General features: G+C 44.4%; 14 protein-coding genes. 7 read left to right on the forward strand and 7 right to left on the reverse strand.

The features are described from left to right. Window positions 1-10 precede the first annotated feature (10 nt). Complete coding sequence (locus tag B9N89_RS07200) at window positions 11-532, forward strand: hypothetical protein (protein WP_132316644.1); 522 nt, start codon at window positions 11-13, stop codon at window positions 530-532. Window positions 533-1,486: 954 nt separating this feature from the next. Here B9N89_RS07200 and B9N89_RS07210 read toward each other — a convergent pair. After that, window positions 1,487-2,818, reverse strand: coding sequence for an IS701 family transposase (locus tag B9N89_RS07210; RefSeq protein ID WP_132316642.1), 1,332 nt, complete (start codon window positions 2,816-2,818; stop codon window positions 1,487-1,489). Window positions 2,819-3,021: 203 nt separating this feature from the next. Between B9N89_RS07210 and B9N89_RS07215 the strand changes: the two genes are divergently transcribed. Beyond that, window positions 3,022-3,486 (forward strand): hypothetical protein, encoded by a 465-nt coding sequence (locus B9N89_RS07215; RefSeq protein WP_132316640.1) that lies wholly within the window; start codon window positions 3,022-3,024, stop codon window positions 3,484-3,486. A gap of 14 nt (window positions 3,487-3,500) precedes the next feature. Here the strand turns inward: B9N89_RS07215 and B9N89_RS07220 are convergent, their stop codons facing one another. From B9N89_RS07220 to B9N89_RS07230, 3 genes are all read right to left on the reverse strand, one after another. Beyond that, window positions 3,501-5,387 carry an aminotransferase class III-fold pyridoxal phosphate-dependent enzyme gene (locus B9N89_RS07220; RefSeq protein WP_159455215.1) on the reverse strand — a complete coding sequence of 629 codons (1,887 nt, stop codon included), beginning with the start codon at window positions 5,385-5,387 and terminating at the stop codon, window positions 3,501-3,503. A 306-nt stretch (window positions 5,388-5,693) separates the two neighbouring features. Then, the gene (locus B9N89_RS07225) at window positions 5,694-6,245 is read right to left on the reverse strand and encodes a hypothetical protein (protein WP_132316636.1); all 552 of its coding nucleotides are present in this window, start codon (window positions 6,243-6,245) and stop codon (window positions 5,694-5,696) included. A 399-nt stretch (window positions 6,246-6,644) separates the two neighbouring features. After that, window positions 6,645-7,052 carry a PilZ domain-containing protein gene (locus tag B9N89_RS07230; protein WP_132316634.1) on the reverse strand — a complete coding sequence of 136 codons (408 nt, stop codon included), beginning with the start codon at window positions 7,050-7,052 and terminating at the stop codon, window positions 6,645-6,647. A gap of 486 nt (window positions 7,053-7,538) precedes the next feature. On the opposite strand from B9N89_RS07230, the gene B9N89_RS07235 reads away from it, so the two are divergent. From B9N89_RS07235 to B9N89_RS07250, 4 genes are all read left to right on the forward strand, one after another. Beyond that, window positions 7,539-9,626: a hypothetical protein gene (locus B9N89_RS07235; RefSeq protein ID WP_132316632.1), complete on the forward strand. Its 2,088-nt coding sequence runs from the start codon at window positions 7,539-7,541 to the stop codon at window positions 9,624-9,626. 261 nt (window positions 9,627-9,887) lie between these two features. Continuing rightward, window positions 9,888-11,459: a glycosyltransferase family 39 protein gene (locus B9N89_RS07240; protein ID WP_132316630.1), complete on the forward strand. Its 1,572-nt coding sequence runs from the start codon at window positions 9,888-9,890 to the stop codon at window positions 11,457-11,459. Window positions 11,460-11,714: 255 nt separating this feature from the next. Then, window positions 11,715-12,608, forward strand: a complete 894-nt coding sequence (locus tag B9N89_RS07245) for a hypothetical protein (protein ID WP_132316628.1) — start codon at window positions 11,715-11,717, stop codon at window positions 12,606-12,608. 283 nt (window positions 12,609-12,891) lie between these two features. Beyond that, a complete protein-coding gene (locus B9N89_RS07250) occupies window positions 12,892-14,577 on the forward strand; it encodes a hypothetical protein (RefSeq protein WP_132316626.1) in 1,686 nt (561 codons plus the stop codon). 51 nt (window positions 14,578-14,628) lie between these two features. On the opposite strand, the gene B9N89_RS07255 is transcribed toward B9N89_RS07250, so the two are convergent. Beyond that, window positions 14,629-15,501, reverse strand: coding sequence for a hypothetical protein (locus B9N89_RS07255; protein ID WP_132316624.1), 873 nt, complete (start codon window positions 15,499-15,501; stop codon window positions 14,629-14,631). Beyond that, window positions 15,498-15,677, reverse strand: coding sequence for a hypothetical protein (locus tag B9N89_RS07260; protein WP_132316622.1), 180 nt, complete (start codon window positions 15,675-15,677; stop codon window positions 15,498-15,500). Before B9N89_RS07260 ends, B9N89_RS07255 begins: the two co-directional genes overlap by 4 nt. Window positions 15,678-16,162: 485 nt before the next feature. Between B9N89_RS07260 and dcd the strand changes: the two genes are divergently transcribed. Then, window positions 16,163-16,711, forward strand: coding sequence for a dCTP deaminase (gene dcd, locus B9N89_RS07265; protein ID WP_132316620.1), 549 nt, complete (start codon window positions 16,163-16,165; stop codon window positions 16,709-16,711). 20 nt (window positions 16,712-16,731) lie between these two features. Here the strand turns inward: dcd and B9N89_RS07270 are convergent, their stop codons facing one another. After that, a complete protein-coding gene (locus B9N89_RS07270) occupies window positions 16,732-17,847 on the reverse strand; it encodes a hypothetical protein (protein ID WP_132316618.1) in 1,116 nt (371 codons plus the stop codon). Window positions 17,848-18,094 lie beyond the last annotated feature (247 nt).

Consider the following 18,094-nt stretch of genomic DNA (forward strand, 5'->3'; position numbering starts at 1 on the left):
ATTTAGAGATATGTTAAAAAACGGAATTACCGTTATTACTATTCTTTCTTCGAGTGCAGCTTTCTCAAGTGTTGAGTCGTCAAAAGATATTCTCGATTCGCTTAGTAGTGAAAATATCGGAAACTACATTCAATTAGAAAGTATTTCTAGTGGTAATATTGGTGTGATCGATGTTCCTGATTTTTACGAAACGAAGAAAAAAATGCAGTTTAGGGCGTATAATGGCTTGCCAGTGATGAATCCGCAGATTTTCATTAAAGAGCTATCTTGCAAGTATTCTTATGTTGATGTTTGGAGCTTTCCCGATGGGAGTGGTGTCGCAGCTAAGCAGTTTCGAACATGGCCTGGTCGTGAAGCTATTCTAGAAAGCGATCAGATGAAGTGCGTTGTTGAGTTTGAATGTACCTATACTTTAGCTGTGGACGGTGAAAACTACACTCGAACATTCGATCCTATAAAAGTTAACATTGACGATCATGGAGGAAAGGGCTGCTTTGAGTTTGGTAGAATCAAGCTCGTGAATAATGGATAGGTTGTTTTATTTGAAGGGCTGGTTATAATTACAATTGTAGCCAGCTTGATATATAGAGACAGCTTGCTAGAAGGTCTTGCAATAGTTTTTCTATGCGACTTTATTGTCGAGTTAAAGCAAAGAGCTAAAGAGGACAAAAGACGGAAGTGAGGAGATTGCGACTCGTTCTTATACCTACGATCCTGATGGAAACATTATTTCTGAAACCGATTGGAATGGGCACACGGAGGTGTCATCGGGAATGATGATGTACGCTCAGATTTCTAGTTGAGTGCTAACTTCGGATCAAAAACTAGCAGTGTATCGAGACCTCCTACCCTTGATCGATTGAAAACAGATCTTTTTCTCAAGCTCCTCGATCAAAAGTGGAATTTCTAGTGGTGAGTCACTGGAATACCTAGGGACCAAGAAAAGCTTAAAAATAGGTTACAATGCTTCCAGGGATGAGTGAAATTATCTTCATGACACTAACAATCATACTACTATGTCTTGTAGTAGTTTATTCGATGTACCTCGCTAAGAAAAAGAATCGATCGATCTGGTTTTGGGGCGTTTTGTCAGTTGTCGCTTTTCCCCTGCCTCTGCTAATTCTACCATTCCTGTCAGATCTTAGTCTTGACTGACCTAAGAAATTCTAAGATTATCTCAAAGTGATCTTTTCCCATTTTGAAGGAATGGGTCGCATCAGATAGTGAATTCAACTTCTATATCTGGTTATTATCGAATAGAATTTTGTGCTACAATTCATATTGTAAATATCAATGCCTTTCATTGTAAAGATATTCTGGATAGCTATAATGGTAGCCGGCGTGAATCGATAACAACATTAGACTCAAATACAACTCCTAGCCTTGGCTTCATCAAGCCAGACCAGCTTCGTTTCTTAAAACATCAACAGTTCCTAATCTCGACTTTGGCTGATATATGAAATTTTCAAGAGTATCAGTTTCTGAACTACCCGCTCTGACACAAGGCTCCTATGATTTTTCTAATTTCAGAAGATCTAATTGCGTACGTCCCTTGATCCATCTGGGTGTTGATATTTAAATACGCCTCCCAGGTGTTTCTCCTCAATATAAGGATCATATCTGAAAAAGTAGGCCCTTTTTTCCCTGGCCAACTTATTGGGAACCTAGTGGAGTTTGTCACCTTGTCCTTTGTTATCAGTACCACCATTGAATACATACCGAAAATAAGAGGAATAAGTGATAACGTGGACCTTTCAGACCATACCCGTGTTGACTCGATCTTAAGCTGTCCTTTGCATTCTTGGAATGTAGTTTCTATGGCCCACCTGCTAGTGAATAGAGAAATGACTTCCTCAGGACTTAAGTTAGTATCAGTGGTGTAAAGGTACTCATCTCGATGGGTTCCAGTTATGTCTCTGACAAACACCCATTTGACTTTTACCACTCCCTTTCCTTGTCTATACCAAAACCCTTCGTTAGCTATAAACTCGACGTCTCGCTCACCTCCTCCATACCAAGATACTGTTGCTTTACTAAAGTTTTCCGTTAAATTTACTACTTCGCTAGGTTTCGGGAGTCTTGCTCCCATGGTTTGCTGTCGCCCTGGCTGCCCTTTCTTTTTGGGTTGCGGCAAGCCCCTAAGGACAGCGTCTGGATAGAACTTACTTACTAACGTGAGTCCTGGCTTCGAGAAATCTTTAGCGGATTGGTGCTGTCCGAAGCCTTGATCGCCAACTATGATGAAATTGATCTTTGGAAAACTTCTTTTGATTTTAGCTACCAAAAGTCTTCCAATGTGTGCAGGTGTTTTATGTCTCTTTTTCTGTGACTTCGCAAACTCCGAAGAACGACACAAACCGACAGCAATAGGCAACGCCCATTGACGAAAGGTTCCAGGTATTCTCACAACTATGGAAAGTACCACCCACTTATGCCCCATAAGAGGAACTAAAGTACCATGAGAGGACCTGACTCCATCCCTATGTTTAGCACGACCAAAAACTTTGGGACCTTTATGAAGGCAAGTGGTATCGTCAATAGCTAAAATGACGTTTCTGCTAATTGAAAAAGTACTTATAATCAGGCGAATCAAGGTGAGTGAAAATGGCCACAGGGAGATAGAATATCTAGAAAATACGTGATGCCAAGGGCAAGCATAGGGATCCAGTCCATAGACTCTTGCTAAATTACTTATAGTACTTTTTCCAATAGCGAGAATTCTGGCAGTAAGAAGCTCGCAAAGCCTTGTCATAGAGGGCTTAGAGGCACACTCTGAAAAAATCGACATGAAATCGCTAATGAAAGATGGTACAGACATGGTAAGCCGTTCTGTGATTAAAGATGATTTTTCGTTTGGTAGCAAAAAACCATCTCACAAGCGGCTTACTTTTTATACATACTATTCGTAATCTCTTTCCTGAATTTCGGCCAAAGTCGAGCTAATTGGCTGTTGAATTTTCCTAGCGCAGGTTAGATGATCGTGGGACGATTTTTGAACGTCATTGTTGGAGCCTGCGATTTATGCTTTGGATTCTGCCTATACTAGTGTTCTGGACTGCCTGTCAAACCACTCCTGATCAAAATCGTACGTTCAGCCGCGAGTTTGTGGCTGAGTACGTTCTCTTGTCGAAACAGGAGCAGCACCTGGTGCAGATTCACCAAACCGTGGGGCGTGCTCGGGTGATCCTTGTCAATACCTTTGGTGAGGTCGCAAGCCAAGGGGTGTGGGAGCAGGGCCAAGAGTATACCATCAAGCACTATCTGCGCGAGCCTTCTGAGCAGCTTGCTCTAATCCTGGCTGCATTTCAAAACATGGATGAATCAGGTGAGGTGCCTCTTGGAAAGCAGCTTCCCCATAGTAGCGGTACCTATCAGTTGGATGGACTTAGGCGCCGTCAGAGCTGTGTCGTGCCGGAAACTGTAGTCATGAATCTGACAAGCCCCCCAAGGCTATTGCAGTTGGAGCTACTTAGCTTTCGCTGCTAGGAGCCGATGTCTTCTCAGCCTCCTGTGGGAAGGAAGTTCAGATTGGTCATCTCAGCAACAAGCTCATCCATGATCTGAAGAGTCGTTGCGATGTCACTGTCGCTGTGAGCAGTAGATACAAAAAATGGAAAGCCGAATAGTAAGTGTATTCCACGATAGCGGAGCCAAGCTCCGAAAAGTTCACCGAAAGGATAGTGACTCGGTATTTTAAGGTATAGCTGTGAGCTAAAGCGCAATACCTTAAAGTCCACTCGGTGCTTCTTGAAAATCTCGTTCATGCCATCGCATAGAACCTTGGCACGAGCAGCAGTGGTTTCCTGTAGTGATGGACCGGCATCCTTGAGGTGCTGCAAGGTAGCTTTGGCTGCCGCTAATGTTAAAGGGTGACGGACAAATGTTCCCGCGAAGTAAGTGACTCCCACCTCGGGTACTGAAGAATCTCCAAACATCCAGGAACCGCCATCAAGGGTATCCATCGCAGAGCTTTTGCCAGCTATAGCGCCGATCGGCAATCCTCCGCCAGGAATCTTCCCATAAGTGACGAGATCAGCGTCAATCTTGTGATGGCCATTGATACCGTCAGCAGTGTATCGAAATCCTGTGATGACCTCATCAAGGATCATAAGACTATCGACGTCCCTAGTGAGACTGCGAAGCTGTTTCAAAAATGCCAAGGGAAAAAAGTCTGGTCGTCGACTTTGAACTGGTTCTACTAAAACAGCGGCAATATCTTGCCCGTGCTGACGGATATATTCTAAACTTTCGGCTTCTCCATATGGTAAGACAATGGTTTGGCTCACCGCTGCTTCGGAGATTCCAGGGGCTCCAGGAATAGGCTTATCGTATCGACCACGGACGATTACATCATCATTAATCCCATGGTAGGCACCTTCAAAGACAACGATCTTGTCTTTTGCTGTAACTGTCCTTGCTATTCGAATGGCACCAAGAACGGCTTCCGAACCAGTGTTCGCAAAACTCACGCGCTCGTGGCCTGTGAGCTCCAAGAATAGATTGGCAACCTCACCTGCTAGATGGGACTGGGGGCCAATTGCAAAACCATGGCTCAATTCTTGTTGAAGGGCAGTCTGGATGAAATCGGCCTGATAACCAAGAAACATACTTCCAAAGCCGCAGGTGTAATCGATGTAGCTATTATCATCAAGGTCCCAGATTCTCGCACCCTGAGCTTGCTTGGTAACGATGGGGTAAATGAGCTCTTTTAATACTGGTGAAAAGCCAGTGACAACCCGTGGGTCTGCGTAGGCTTGACGATGGGTTTGGCAAAAGGCTTTCGATTTAAATGTTTTTTTGTTGTATTTTTCTGTAAAAGTTTGAATGGCATGCTTTTGCTGGTTCTCTAAACTAAATCGTTCCCGCTTGATCTTGGCCATAGCTCCAAAGTTCTCCGATTTTTTCGATGGAGACTTCATTGTAGGAGCTGAGCGAAACGTGGACATCTTTGTTTCGCCCATGATGGGGCCTGGTGCAGGACTGTTAGATGGTGTTGTAGACAGGAGTTCAAGCTGCTGTTTCATCAAGGCGATCTGGGCCATGATTAAGTTGCTAGAGTTCCGATTTGTGGAGCCTATATTAGGTTCAAGCAATTGAGGAGTTTTTGCACTATCTTGAGTCTTAATCGTTGGCCTTACATCGTGGGGCATTCGTTGGGCGATGAAGTCACCCAGTTTTTCTAGGCTATCGTGACTTTCCATAAGAACTCTGAGACCAACCTTTACTTTGAAGGTTTTTTTCAAAGTTGCTGCAACCTGTGTCATTAGCAAGGAATCGAGCCCTAAGGCGAGGAAACTATCATCTTGATGCCACTGCTGGGTATCGGCACCGGCAGCATCCTGAAAAATGGTCCGTAATTGATCTATAAGCTCTTGATTTCTTGCCATTTCATCTCCACACAACATCAGCAACATCCAACTCAGCAAGCACGCCTTGCAATTTGCAATTCCCATTCCTCAGATTGCCAGAAGGAATGCTAATGCTTTCTTGATATTCCAGAAAAGCCAATTCAATAGACTGTCCAGGACATTGGCACGTGTGCAAGGAACAAAAAATGGCGAAGCTAACAAAGCTTCGCCACAGGAGTGTATGGGTGCCCAACTTCCGTATTGGGCGGCTGAACACGACTCGACTCAGAATAGACCATTCTGATTCATTGAATACCCTAAAATCCCCGATTTTTTAAATGGCTATTACTTCTCTATAGCATCGATTTGTGCGTTTACAGCATCTAGATCTACCTGAAGAGCGTCAAGCTCTGCACCTAGAGCAGCGACGAGATCCATTAACGCGTCGATGACACCATCTACATCACCATCCATTGCGGCATCGATCAAGTCTTGAATCGCATCGGCATCGATAGCTAGCGCGTCCAGATCAAGAGCGCCAATGTCAAAGGCTGCCCCTAGATTACCAAGGTCGGCGACAGCACCGATTCCGGCTTCTTGAGCAGCAGCGGCGTTCACCTGTACCTGAGCATCCTGAGCTTCGCTCATTTCCACATTAATTTCTGACATTCGTGATTCGATAGCAGACTTTTCAGCTTGAAGTGCTTCTAATTGAGCGTCGTTTTCTTGATCAACCTCAGCACTTACTAGATCGTCGCTGCTGGCAGGGCTGTTTGATTCTGCCTGAGCGGCTCCCTGACTGCTACTTGCTTGTCCCACCGGGCTTGATGGCTGCTGACCACAGGCGCCTAGAAGTGCAGTGAGTGCAAGTGGGCAAATTTTTCCGATGATTTTCATTGTTCCATCCCTTTTGAAGTTTTTTCACCTATGTCTGGGGTGGTGCAAGCCTGATACCATAGCCAGGAGTCGCGGAATCTGAATTTTATAAGTTAATTCTTATATTTACATTCTTAGCTCAGATTCTTGCTTTGTCGCCAGGATCGCCAGGTGGGGAGTAGAATTGAGGTGGGATCTGAATAAATTGCGTAATATTCGTAAGTTAAGGTGATTGGTTTTCCGTACAGGATGTCAGAGCTGGCTCTGAACGCTGTGGTTTCCTATAAGTTGGAGACAAGAATAAGTTATTTGAAGAAGGATGGCTGGCTCTTGAAGCATGGGTCAGGATCAAACCTTTCGCCACCAAAAGCGTTGCAAATCTTTGTCCAGAGAATCGGGAAAGTGAAGGGGCTTGCCCCTCTAGCTCGCAGTGATAAACTTCAAGGCATAGCCGTTGCGCTCCTGGCGAGCGACACGAGCCTTGGCTCGAAAAACCTGTTCACCGGTTTCTAACTTAATAATCAGGTGCACAGTGTCGTTCACAAAAATATTCTCATCAGGATAGCAGGCTAGAAACATACCTGATGCGGAGATGTCCTTACAATCACCAATGATGTAGATTTCACCCTTGTTGAGATTGACCTGAGCGCCCATGCTGAGCCTATCGTGTTGCCTTTGGTTGAGGCTACTAATCTCACTGAAAGTAATATTTAGCGGGTTTTTCGGCCTCAGTGGTGTGCTGCTGATGGCCTGTTCCACAGAGTAGCGGTCCATGCACTGGAGCATCGACATGACGAGTTTCTCGCCAGGATTGCTGGATTTAGACATATTTGGTCCCCTTGTCCTTCAAAGTCCAATATCTATCTGACATTCGGGGAAAAAATCTCGTTTATTAAATCATTTTTAATCAAGCTAAACATTCTCGTATCTTAAGTATTTTTAGGTGCCTGATGATAGTCTGTTCGCATCTTGGCAATTCTGGATTTCCCTAAAATTCGAAGCTTAAATTAGGTACTTCTTTCCCATCCTCGTAGGTGCCCAAGTCCGTTTGGAAATCGTAATATTTAAACGAGCAATAAAAAGGCTGCAGGCCGAAAGTTTATCAATTCTGCCTTAGGGAAATCGAGCTAGTTTAAAAATCGTTCGTTTTGGAAATAAATAAAGAATAGCCAAAATCGTCGTTAAACTAAGTAGCTACCCGAGAGGCAGAATCTCACTTGATAAAGGGCCGTTGCTTTGGACTGGAGCCGGGGTTGCCATGTCCCGATGCTGGAGTCTAATCCAAGCTCCAACGATTAACCTAGAGGAGGTCTTATGAAGCTCAAGCTTCAAACTATGGTTACCTTGGTAACCCTCAGCGTTACAGGCTGTGACGAAAGCCCCCCACCATTTAAAGAATTGCCAGCGGAATATGACGGAGAGCTGGTCAATCAGAATCCATCTGATGACCTGACTCAATATAATAGTTTGCAGTCGGCAGAATGGAAATTTCAGGCATCTACTATAGATGATGTCGAAGTTGAGGTGGACCTTGAGTCAGAAACAATTAAGCAATTCGGAACGATGCAGGAGCAAACAGTTAAGGCTCATCTAACTCATGAGCAGGTGACGAGAGCCCAGAAGGTAGAGGTATTCAAACAGGGCTCAGATCAGCAGACTATCAGTGAATTTTTCAAGCAGAATGAGAACGATGATGCTCAGGGTCTTCTTGATGTCTTGGTTGTCATCGATAACTCAGGTTCGATGGCAGAGGAACAGGCAAACCTTTCAACTAAGCTTATGCCACTCTTAAGCTACGTGGCCCAGAGTGATTGGCGCATTGGAGTTGTGACCACCGATGTTGCCGATGGTTGTTTGAGAGAAATGATACAAAAAAATCAGAGCAATCCTCAGCAAGCCTTCTCGAATGCCATACGAGCTGGTACTTCGGGATCTGGTATCGAGGCTGGTGTTCCTCAGGCGGTCAGCGCACTCAGCCCGGCTTGCCTTGGTGGGAGCTCTTGGATTCGACCAAACTCGACACTCGCGATCCTTTACGTTTCGGATGAGGACAACTGCTCCGATGGTACCAAGTGTGCGGTAGACGAGCAGAATAGTGCAGACTACCTTCTAGACTACTTGGCAACCATTCGCCAGGTGGGTGTCAACGCTAAGGTTTTCGGATTGATCTGGCACACAAGCCAGGAGCAGTCACAGTGTCAAACAGCACTTCGCCAAGGGGTGGTCTATTCCGATTTGATTGAACAAACCGGTGGTAGCTGGGGCTCTATCTGCGACAGTGACTATAGCGCCACACTTCAAGCGATGAGTCTAGACCTGAGTTTAATTTTGAAAACTCAATTTGCCTTGCAATATACGCCGTTTACGGAATCAATCGAAGTGGTGGTCAACAATACAAAAGTTAGAACAGGTTACAACATCATCGGTAATGTTGTGACTTTCGATGAAGCGCCTCCAGCGGGAGCAAAAATCTCAATCAACTATCGATTTACAACCTCTGCACCGCAGGCTAGCTTTACTCTGAATGGCAATGCCGATCCTTCTGCAATTACTGTCTATCTTGATGGTCGGCCGAGCACCGATTTCAGTTACGACTCCAGCAAGAAGCAAGTGCAATTCACCAAACCACCCCAAGCTAGAGAAATTAAGGTGGTGTATCGTGAGCCAGGTTCGCTTCTCAAAAGCTTCAAGATTGAGCCAGGACTTGTTGCTAGCTCAGTGAAGGCTTCAGTAGACGGTCGACCAGTTGAAGCCAGTGCTTTCAGTTATGATTCAGCAAGTGGTAATGTGACTTTTAATTCCGCTCCGAAAGACTCGTCAAAGATTGAATTTCAGTATGAAAGGGTTATTGGTCCACTGCTTTCTTACCCTGTCTTCGCGCCACTGGAGGCAATGGCTAGTGTAGTTGTTTACGATCAGTTTAGCAGTCCCTTGTCAGCAACTGTTGGGCAGCAAGAGATTACTTTTGATGCTGGAGAATATCAAAAGGGTAAGTCTTACGTGATCGAATACGACAACATCTTTAAGAATCAATCGCAGATTGATTTGGGTTATCCCATTTTCAGCGCGATGGTTAAGGTCACTGGTGATTCAACAGGAGACTGTGGAGATCTCAAGCCGAATGGTACGATTGTAGACATCAGTGCTTGCGGTTTCAACGGAACAGAAAATATTCTCTTCAGCTTCGACTACGTAAAAGAGCATCTCCAGGAGTTCTCTCTCGACACCGGTGAGTATGATCTCGATGCCCTGCTATCGTCAGTAGATATAGCTTATGCAGTGACGATTAACGGCGAAGCCACAGATAAGTTCGTAGTAGAGGATCGAACTATCAGCTTCTCAGAAGAACTGCCAATTAATGCAGAGATTACTGTCAAACTCATTAGAGGCCATGACAGTTAATCATATGTGTGGGTTGTTGAGGCTACTCTGAAAAGAGTAGCCTCTTTTTTTATTCCAGGTGGCGATCCCTGCCATGTAATATGTTAGGCGTTCACCAGGGAACAACCTTGGGGCTCTAGTAGGAGATCCTAAGGCAAATATAAGCCACCAATGTCAATAAACTATGGAATGTGAGGCTCGTTTTGAGCTAGCATTATGAATATACGATTGGTTTCGCGGTCACTGATGTACTTTTAATCGTTGGCGATATCTGAGGTTTTCTTGAAGCATTCCGATGGAACACCGTTTCAAAATCAAGTGTGGGACGAGCGGATCCGCCGCTATGGCTTTTTCGGAATCACCCTCCTGGGTTTTTTTCTGGTCTACACTAGCTTTCCTCGCGACATTTGGATCGATGAACATTGGACCTATGAAATGCTGCTCTATCCCAGTTACAAGGAGATGCTGGGAAGGCTAGCCACGGATTTTCATCCAGCGCTTTACACCCTTTGTCTAAGAGCCTGGTGCCACTTTGGGGTGAGTTTAGAAAGCATGCGACTATTCTCGGTTTTTATTGCTTTCCTCACTGTATGGGTGGCCTATCGATTTTGGTGTTGGAGAAAATCGCCAATTGCGTCTTTTATAGCTGCAATTCTACTTTTATCGAACCCATTGTTTTTGAGATTTTCACAAGAATTGCGTGGCTATGGAATGCTAATTCTTGCGAGTACCATGAGCCTTGCCATCACCCTTTATCTTCTCGAAGATCTTGCAAATCGAAGGCTACAAATTCTGTTAGGCTTCGCCTTAGCTGCTGCTGTTTCAGCGAAGCTCGTGGGCATTTTTTTGCTTCCTTGCTTAGCAGTGTTTATAGTTTTGGTAAAACCTATGCAATTTCGTGATGCTTGCAAGGGCCTCATGATTCCTTTCTTCGTATGTCTGAGTGTCTTTTTCTATTGGTACGTTTTCTTTCTGGAGCTGCCTTTCCGTGAAATCAACGACTGGTGGATGCCTCCGATGAGCTATGAGCTAATTGCTGGCACCATAGCCTATTACTTTGGAGCAGCCCCGTTCCCAGACTATGGCTTTCCCACTTGGGTCCCTAGCATTGCTACGGTCTTATTTTGCCTGACTCTTTTTTGTCCTCGTCAAGGTCGTGTGGGTGTCTCGTTGCTTGTAGCCTGCGTTATCTATGTTCTGGGGATCGCTGTATATTCAGCACTTTTTCAGCAGATATTTTGGTACCGTAGCTTTCTTCCCATCTTACCTCTTGTCATCGCCGGAGTCATTCAATCAACAATTGAACTCAAGTCTTACCGATTACAAAGGTACTTGCTTGTCTGCTACATATTGCTTGCAGCCCTTTGGATAGGTCGGGCGGTACACCCACTGGGTTCAGAGCCTGTGGAGGAGTCAAAAACCATAAGCAGCTATATAGAAAATCATGAGTCATCAGAAAGTGTTGTTATCTTTTTTCCAGGTTACATCGTTGGGCCTGTACGATTTCATGCGAATGAAAATATTAAGCCTAAGATGTTTCCACTGTGGTCCTATTCGAAAAATGAAATACAGAAATTTATCGCTGAACTACCCAAAGTCGGTAAGATATTTCTCGTTATAAGGGCTGATTTAACCTTTGATACTGAAAGTTATCGTGAACTCATGGGGCAGCTGAAGATTAATTTCGAAGGAATACCCATTACTCGGTTAACCATCTTGAGCCACGATATCTTCTTTACAGAAACATATCCGACTCTGAAGGCCATTGAGAGTATAGAGAAAAAAAATATTATTGAACGCACCATTATCACAAAGCAGCCTAGCTACTCAATTATCAATGGACAACTAAGGTAACTGCAAGATACTGGAATTACTAAATAACCCGCCGACTTGAGTTAGTGATTGGCTTTCTCACCTCCAAGACCCTATAGGGCAACTCCTTTACAATGGACAATTATTTATGCAGCCGATTGAGGCGTCTATCGTAGTATGCATCTGAGATCTTTGGTAGGCATGCCTTAAACCATCTGTGGCCCCATCTTTGCAGTATGCAGTGTCCCGAGGCGATAAACGTCTGGGATTTTTAATCTAAACGGAGAGTTTATTTTGATGAAGACCAAATTGATTTCCCTTACTGTTGCTGCTGTTGTGTTCACTGCTTGTAATAAAAAACCGAATAACGATCCTCAGGTGCAAACACCGCAGGAAGAGAAAAAAGAAGATGCCACAAAACCTCTTCCACCTTCATTTGAAGAAGCAGTTGTGAAGAAAGAAGATACTGTCAAAAAACCAGAAGTAAAGACGCCAGAAACCACTGAAGAGACAACAGAAGAAACTACGCCCGTAGAGAGTGGGTCAGAACCAACTGAACCTACTGAAGAAGAAATTCTTGCTGGCATCAATATCGATGGTTACTACTCATTCTGTTATAAGTTTGGTGCTGACTATATAATAGAGAACTGGAGTTTGATGGCTGACGGCACTGGAAGCATATCCACTTATCGAGGCGCTGATTGTAATCTGGCTGATACGTATGATAGTACGATCTCGATTACTCATCAGCTCAATGCAATTGAAGGTGTTCCTGCTCTAAGGCTTTTTCATGACAACGGTGTATATATTGCTGAATATCGATTTACAGTTTCAAACTATGAAGCAACTGGCTTTACAGCTAGTGCAAACTCTGTAAGATCATACGAAGTTAAGAAGGTAGATCTTACAGGTCGTTACAAGTTTGACGATGGCGCTGGATACACTGAAATTGTTAGTTTCGGCGGCGACAATCAAATCTTTGTTAAAGGAGATCACCCTGTTCAAGGTTCTTACAGCTACAAGGGAACATTCAACATTAAAACAGCTAATGCAGGTACAGAAAACGAATATAAGTACTTAGCTCTTTCTGTTAGCGGCTTACCAGAATCTGTAAGGGTATCATTCAGTGGCGATCGGATGTCTATTGTTTGGGACGATGCAGTTGGTGCTGTAACCTATAGCAAGCTATAAATATGTGGGAGACCTTGTGTCTCCCCTTTTTAGCCATAAGTTCGTGATTGTATATACCTAGGTGATATTGCGGTAGTTTTGCTGCCAGCCTCGTTATGAGCTTCTTCCGGTATCTTCCTCCTCTCAAGTTTTACACAAAAAACCTTTGAAAACGTTTAGTGAATTGTCTAGAACCAAAACTATGAACATCGGCTGGCCAGCCTAAAATTCCACTTCATCGCTACGGCGACGCCTGTAAAGCATTGTAGCGAGCAAGTTTCAGTGATTTTAGAAAGGAGTCCTGATGACTAACCACCGACCTTTGTTGAGATTTATCCTATTGGGGTTCACGGCTTTTGCCTGTCAGGAACCTGAAAATTCTGCTCCCAAGGACGAAATATCAAGTGTTATCGATGATGCTTACGTTATGGGTCAAGCCTATCGCTCCGATCTGAAATCTGTCCTTTCAGATCGCTGCGTGACAACTACAGCACAACAATTAGGAAATCAAAGCTCTAGTCTGAAGATTGAAAAAGGTCTGCAATTTGATCAGGTTCTCGATCAGCTGGACATCAATAATACGGTTGCAGCCAAGATTAAGTTTGTTGATGTTAAGGCTACCCTTAACATTGCCAAGTCACATTCGGCGACAGATTTGGAACAGAGCTTCACTCTACTCTGGAAAGGTAACTATCAAGACGATGTTGCTGAAACGGTTGCTTGGTCTGAACTAGGTCAACAGCTTCTCGCCGAGAATAACCCGGAGACATTCAAACGTTTTTGTGGCCAGGAGTTTATTTATCGGGTCAATCATAAGGCCTGGTTGATTGCGACTTTAAAGCTTCAGTTCCAAAGTAGAGAGGACAAAGATCAAGTGACCTCAGCACTGGAAGTTTCCATTGAAAACGTTGTCTCTAAGGCTGCATCGGCTGCAAGCACAGATGGTGAGGATGGTGGTAAACCACTGGCTCAAATCAAAAATGAAGTGAGTAAATTAAATGAAACTCTGAGCAAAAGAGTAAAGGTTCTCATCGAGATCCATCAGCTTGGAGGTGCTCCTGAAGCCAGCTTAGGTGCTGTGAAAAGCCTTCAGTGTAATCTGTCATCGATCGAAGAATGTTTGAATGAACTTGTCCAGTTTCCAGAATATCTAGAGATCTATAAATCTAGCCTAGCGGAAGCTGAAACCTTGCCGGTTCATTCTTTTGAGACTAAAGCATATACGGACTACTATGCACTGAGAGATGCTCCAGTATCGAATATTCAAGAGAATTTACCTTTAAATCGCGCCATCGAAGATGTTTGGGTGCAGGTGAAGAGAAACTTTCAAGTGAAAGAACTGGCTGAATCATTAAGAAATCAGGCACTGGCTAGCCATGCCAATAGAAATATTGAGCAGCTGCTTTCAATTAAAGAGGACTTAGTACAGTGCTTAAGGGACAATTGCAATTACGATCAGAGCTTAAAGGAGAGAACAGAATCCATCTTGGAGAGCACCAAGCCAGCAGAAATCGATGCAGATGGTGTTTCTAAATCCTGCATTCAATTGCCAGCAAGAGTCACTATCAAGTCTTTAGCTAACGACAACTATATAGCCTATAACGAACGCTACGAGTCCTATACTGCCGAAGGTCGTTCCCCAGCTGTTTTTACTGTCAATGGGAATGAAACCACCCTTACAAATAATAGACAAGTTACTTTCTACGAGACTGTTAACCGCGGACTATCCCGGTATGGACGGGCGAGAGGCGCCTACTCTTGGGGTTTAACTTACTATCCAAAAGCTGAGCCTGTATTAGTACTGGATGCGGATTCTCAAAGCGATGAGACTTGCATCAAGAATGGTAGTAAGGTCTTTTTGAAAATGAGTGGTTATTATATTCGGACTTGGATGGAAGGTTCTTGGAAGGGGTATCTCTTCAGTTGGGACTCGCATCCAGAAAAGCCGAGTTTTACGTCTCATCTGTTTGAGATTCGTGAAGCTGAATAGAAAGCTACGATGCTTACGCCCACCAAGGATAGTCCCTTGGTGGGCGTAAGACTATTTCGAATTTGCAATATGATTGAAAAGAGTGTGACCGACCTTCTGATTGAGAACGCTCAGGGTTGCCTTGATTCTGTTAACATCGATACGATTTCTTATCTCTTGCTCTGTTAGAAAGACAAAATTCGAGTAGCCCGCTGTTTCATCTTTGATGCCCAAGACGAGGCTACGACTCACGTCATAATTGGGGTGAGCTTCGGATAGGGCTTCGGTCGCCAGGACAATATCTGGATTCTTTTCGATAACCTGATAAATATTGAACTTAGTTCGACGTTGATCGAATATCGCGGCACCTTCAGCTTTTTCGATATCGTAGAACAAGGCGACTTCTTCAAGACTGCCTTTGCCAGGGAAAGCGGTTCGGGATTCCACATTCACAACCATGCGCGAAGTCGATTCCGCAAGCGGTTCGAGCATTAGTACATCGTGTGGCTTAAAGTCCGAGAAGCTCGTAGGCTTTTCGATGGGTAGCTTTAAGGCGTAGGCGTAAACCAAGCTAGTTTCATATAGCTCATTGCTCTCATCTTTCAAGTAGATCACCTTAGGCTGTTCTTCGCCGCCAGCATAGGCGCCATTGACAAGGTTTTTGAAGATGTCATTGACGTCGCCATCGGTGCAAAGGTAGCTAAACGCCTGATCGAATTGATCGTCATAATTCTTCTGCACACGGCTCAGCCCCTTCTGACAAAGGGATTGGGTCAAAGTCAGGTTTTCTTCAGGCTCGCCAGTAGCAACTTCTGCGTTGCCAGTGGTGACAGGCTCTAAATCACTCTGCTTTTTGTTTTGTTCGCCACCGCCGACGCGGCCATCAAATGAATTTTGGCTACAGCCAACTGTAACTACGATCAAAGTTATTCTCAAAATTCTCATAGGTTCACCTCGTTCATATGCACTTGATAAGCTTCCGCGATAGATTGCTGGAAGAGTTCAAGGAAGGTTTCCGCGGTTCCCTCGGCGACTTTACCATTAGGGTTTTCACGGGAGTTCATAATTATGTTCACAATGTTAAAGGAAGTCACTGCTTCAGCATTGTTCGGGTCTGTCATGAAACCTCTCATAGCCACAAAGACGCTTACAGTGCTTCGGACAAGCTCTGCACCTGATCCCTGTCTTTACGATCTATACTTTCATGGGCCAGTGTTGCAAGACTTTGGCCAGGGTTGGGCTTAGTAATTACAGTGACATAGCTTTGCTAATGGCTTTCGGATTTCAGTCAATCTGAACGTTTGTCGGATCTAAGGGACTGATATTTCATTGTAATATTGGGTAGCAGCCTAAATCACAGAGCTGTGAACAGTAGTCCTCAGATCCGTGAGTTCTTGGTGCGGTCTTTTTTCCCAGGTGCCTTGGAGGCCCAAGGCTAATATTAGTCGGAAAGAGCCTTAAACTACGGGCTATGAAGTGCCCCAGGCCCACAAAAATGATTGGGGTGTCTCAGAAGGCTGTTGAACTGAGTCCCTTCTTGGATAATGACAAATAGTTTAGGGTTTGTTATCGTTGCGCACTCGACTCCAGATATAAGGTGGATGCTGTGATACTTACCGATCTTAAAATTCTTGAAGAAATCAGTGCCGGCAATATTGTTATCGAACCGTTCCGTCGGGAGTGTTTGGGATCCAACTCCTATGATGTTCATTTGGGTTCAAAACTAGCGGTTTATCGCGATCGGGTTTTGGATGCGAAGAAGCATAACCCTATCCAAAATATTGAGATCCCCCACGATGGTTATATCCTTCAGCCAGATCAGTTTTACCTAGGCGTGACATCGGAATACACAGAAGCTCATTCCCATGTTCCCTTTCTTGAGGGCAAATCGAGTATCGGGCGCTTGGGTATTGATATTCATGCGACTGCTGGGAAGGGCGATATAGGTTTTTGCAATCATTGGACCCTAGAGATCTCTGTAAAGCAGCCTGTGCGCGTCTATGCTGGAATGCCGATTGGTCAACTTATCTACTTCACTGTGGAGGGTTCACTGAACACGCCTTATTCCAAGAAGTCTTCTGCAAAATACAATAGTCGGTCCGACGCCCCGATGGAATCCATGATGTTTAAAAATGCTGATATGGGCCTTTGGTAGCAGCTCGTAGTCAAATCATTTTATCGAATGGCGGCAATGACCTCTTCCAGGTTCTCCCGCCTTAGTTTGACTATGTCTGGAAGCTCAGCGGTGGCGGACATTTCTCTCTTCTTCGCGCTGAGCCAATGATTCAGGCAGGACAAAGAGAGATCCTTCTTCACAGCGATACGGACGCAGGCTTCGAAGTAAGGCTCGCTGTAGGGAGTGCCCAAAGTTGGGTCCAAATGGACTGCATTTAATCCCGCAACTCGAAGTGTTTCTTGATAGGTGCGATCAAAAATAGCTTCACTCAATAGCTTCTGCTGCAAGGCAAAGGCTCTCGATCTTTCTATAAATCCACCATCGAGCATTTCCTGATCTTTTTTATTGGCTGTAGCAACAAGGCTTGATATGCGGCGCAGGCGTTGCACTCGGGTCATCGGCTCGATCTTCTCTGCCGCCCAGCTAAGGCTACTCCTCTGCCAAGCTTTGATAGTCTCAAGATTTTTAGGTTTGCTTTTTAATCGGCCAAAAGTCTTGATAAAGTCGCTAGTTATGGGGGCTCTTTGAGTGGTGGTTATGACCATCAGTAACAATCGCTTGAAATCCAAATACCATTTTTCAGTCTGATTTTTAAAGTAGGAATTGTCATTCAGGGCTGTTTGAAGGTTGCGGATTGCGTCACCGTAATCGCCAAAGAATATATTGAACCGTGCTCGTTCGGACGAGGTCCATGGAGTTTGGTCTACATTGAGATTTCTGAAGAAATTTTCCTTTTTCTCTGAATCACGGGCATGGCAGCGTGCGCAGTAAGACAGATAGCGGAGTAGCGTCCTTCTGCCAAGTTCAGGGTGCTTGTTAAAAAGATCCTGATCTAAGAGTTCCAGCTCACCAGGAATGTTGCGGGCGACTAAGGTTAGGGATGGATCCTTACCAAGTGAAGGCCTAAGGGGATCGATAGGGTGGCTTATTTTGTGTAGCTTAGTCGCGAGATTCTGATCAACTTTTGCCTCATTTTGGGTTTCAAACAGCAGTAAGGTGGCCAAATCTCCAATTACTTCGTACAGACTAGAATTTTTGCTTGAGCTTGAGGCGAAGGCGCAAGTGACATTCACTAAGAGTAGTGCGCTTAAACTTAGGCCGATTATGCTATACATAAGTTGAATCCGTAATTTCGTGAACGGGTTGATTTACTAGAGATAATTATAACAATTCCATGCGTGCCTGTGGGCTTATCCCGCTCTGAAAGCTTGAGTGAAACTAAAAAATCGAATCATGACGGGAGTCTTCCCTGTTTTTCTACATCCCATCAACGGAGATCCGAAAGTAATCCTGGATATAGAAAGGAGGGATTCAAATGGATAGAGTCAAACGTAAGATTAAGTTTCTAGTTAACAAAGCAGT

Source organism: Pseudobacteriovorax antillogorgiicola (assembly GCF_900177345.1).
Lineage (GTDB): Bacteria > Bdellovibrionota_B > Oligoflexia > Oligoflexales > Oligoflexaceae > Pseudobacteriovorax > Pseudobacteriovorax antillogorgiicola.

What these genes read in the sequence shown, in the direction of transcription:
- B9N89_RS07200 (WP_132316644.1), top strand. Translation starts at nt 11, where the DNA reads ATGTTAAAAAACGGAATTACCGTTATTACTATTCTTTCTTCGAGTGCA.
- B9N89_RS07210 (WP_132316642.1), bottom strand. Translation starts at nt 2,818, where the DNA reads ATGTCTGTACCATCTTTCATTAGCGATTTCATGTCGATTTTTTCAGAG.
- B9N89_RS07215 (WP_132316640.1), top strand. Translation starts at nt 3,022, where the DNA reads ATGCTTTGGATTCTGCCTATACTAGTGTTCTGGACTGCCTGTCAAACC.
- B9N89_RS07220 (WP_159455215.1), bottom strand. Translation starts at nt 5,387, where the DNA reads ATGGCAAGAAATCAAGAGCTTATAGATCAATTACGGACCATTTTTCAG.
- B9N89_RS07225 (WP_132316636.1), bottom strand. Translation starts at nt 6,245, where the DNA reads ATGAAAATCATCGGAAAAATTTGCCCACTTGCACTCACTGCACTTCTA.
- B9N89_RS07230 (WP_132316634.1), bottom strand. Translation starts at nt 7,052, where the DNA reads ATGTCTAAATCCAGCAATCCTGGCGAGAAACTCGTCATGTCGATGCTC.
- B9N89_RS07235 (WP_132316632.1), top strand. Translation starts at nt 7,539, where the DNA reads ATGAAGCTCAAGCTTCAAACTATGGTTACCTTGGTAACCCTCAGCGTT.
- B9N89_RS07245 (WP_132316628.1), top strand. Translation starts at nt 11,715, where the DNA reads ATGAAGACCAAATTGATTTCCCTTACTGTTGCTGCTGTTGTGTTCACT.
- B9N89_RS07250 (WP_132316626.1), top strand. Translation starts at nt 12,892, where the DNA reads ATGACTAACCACCGACCTTTGTTGAGATTTATCCTATTGGGGTTCACG.
- B9N89_RS07255 (WP_132316624.1), bottom strand. Translation starts at nt 15,501, where the DNA reads ATGAGAATTTTGAGAATAACTTTGATCGTAGTTACAGTTGGCTGTAGC.
- B9N89_RS07260 (WP_132316622.1), bottom strand. Translation starts at nt 15,677, where the DNA reads ATGACAGACCCGAACAATGCTGAAGCAGTGACTTCCTTTAACATTGTG.
- B9N89_RS07270 (WP_132316618.1), bottom strand. Translation starts at nt 17,847, where the DNA reads ATGTATAGCATAATCGGCCTAAGTTTAAGCGCACTACTCTTAGTGAAT.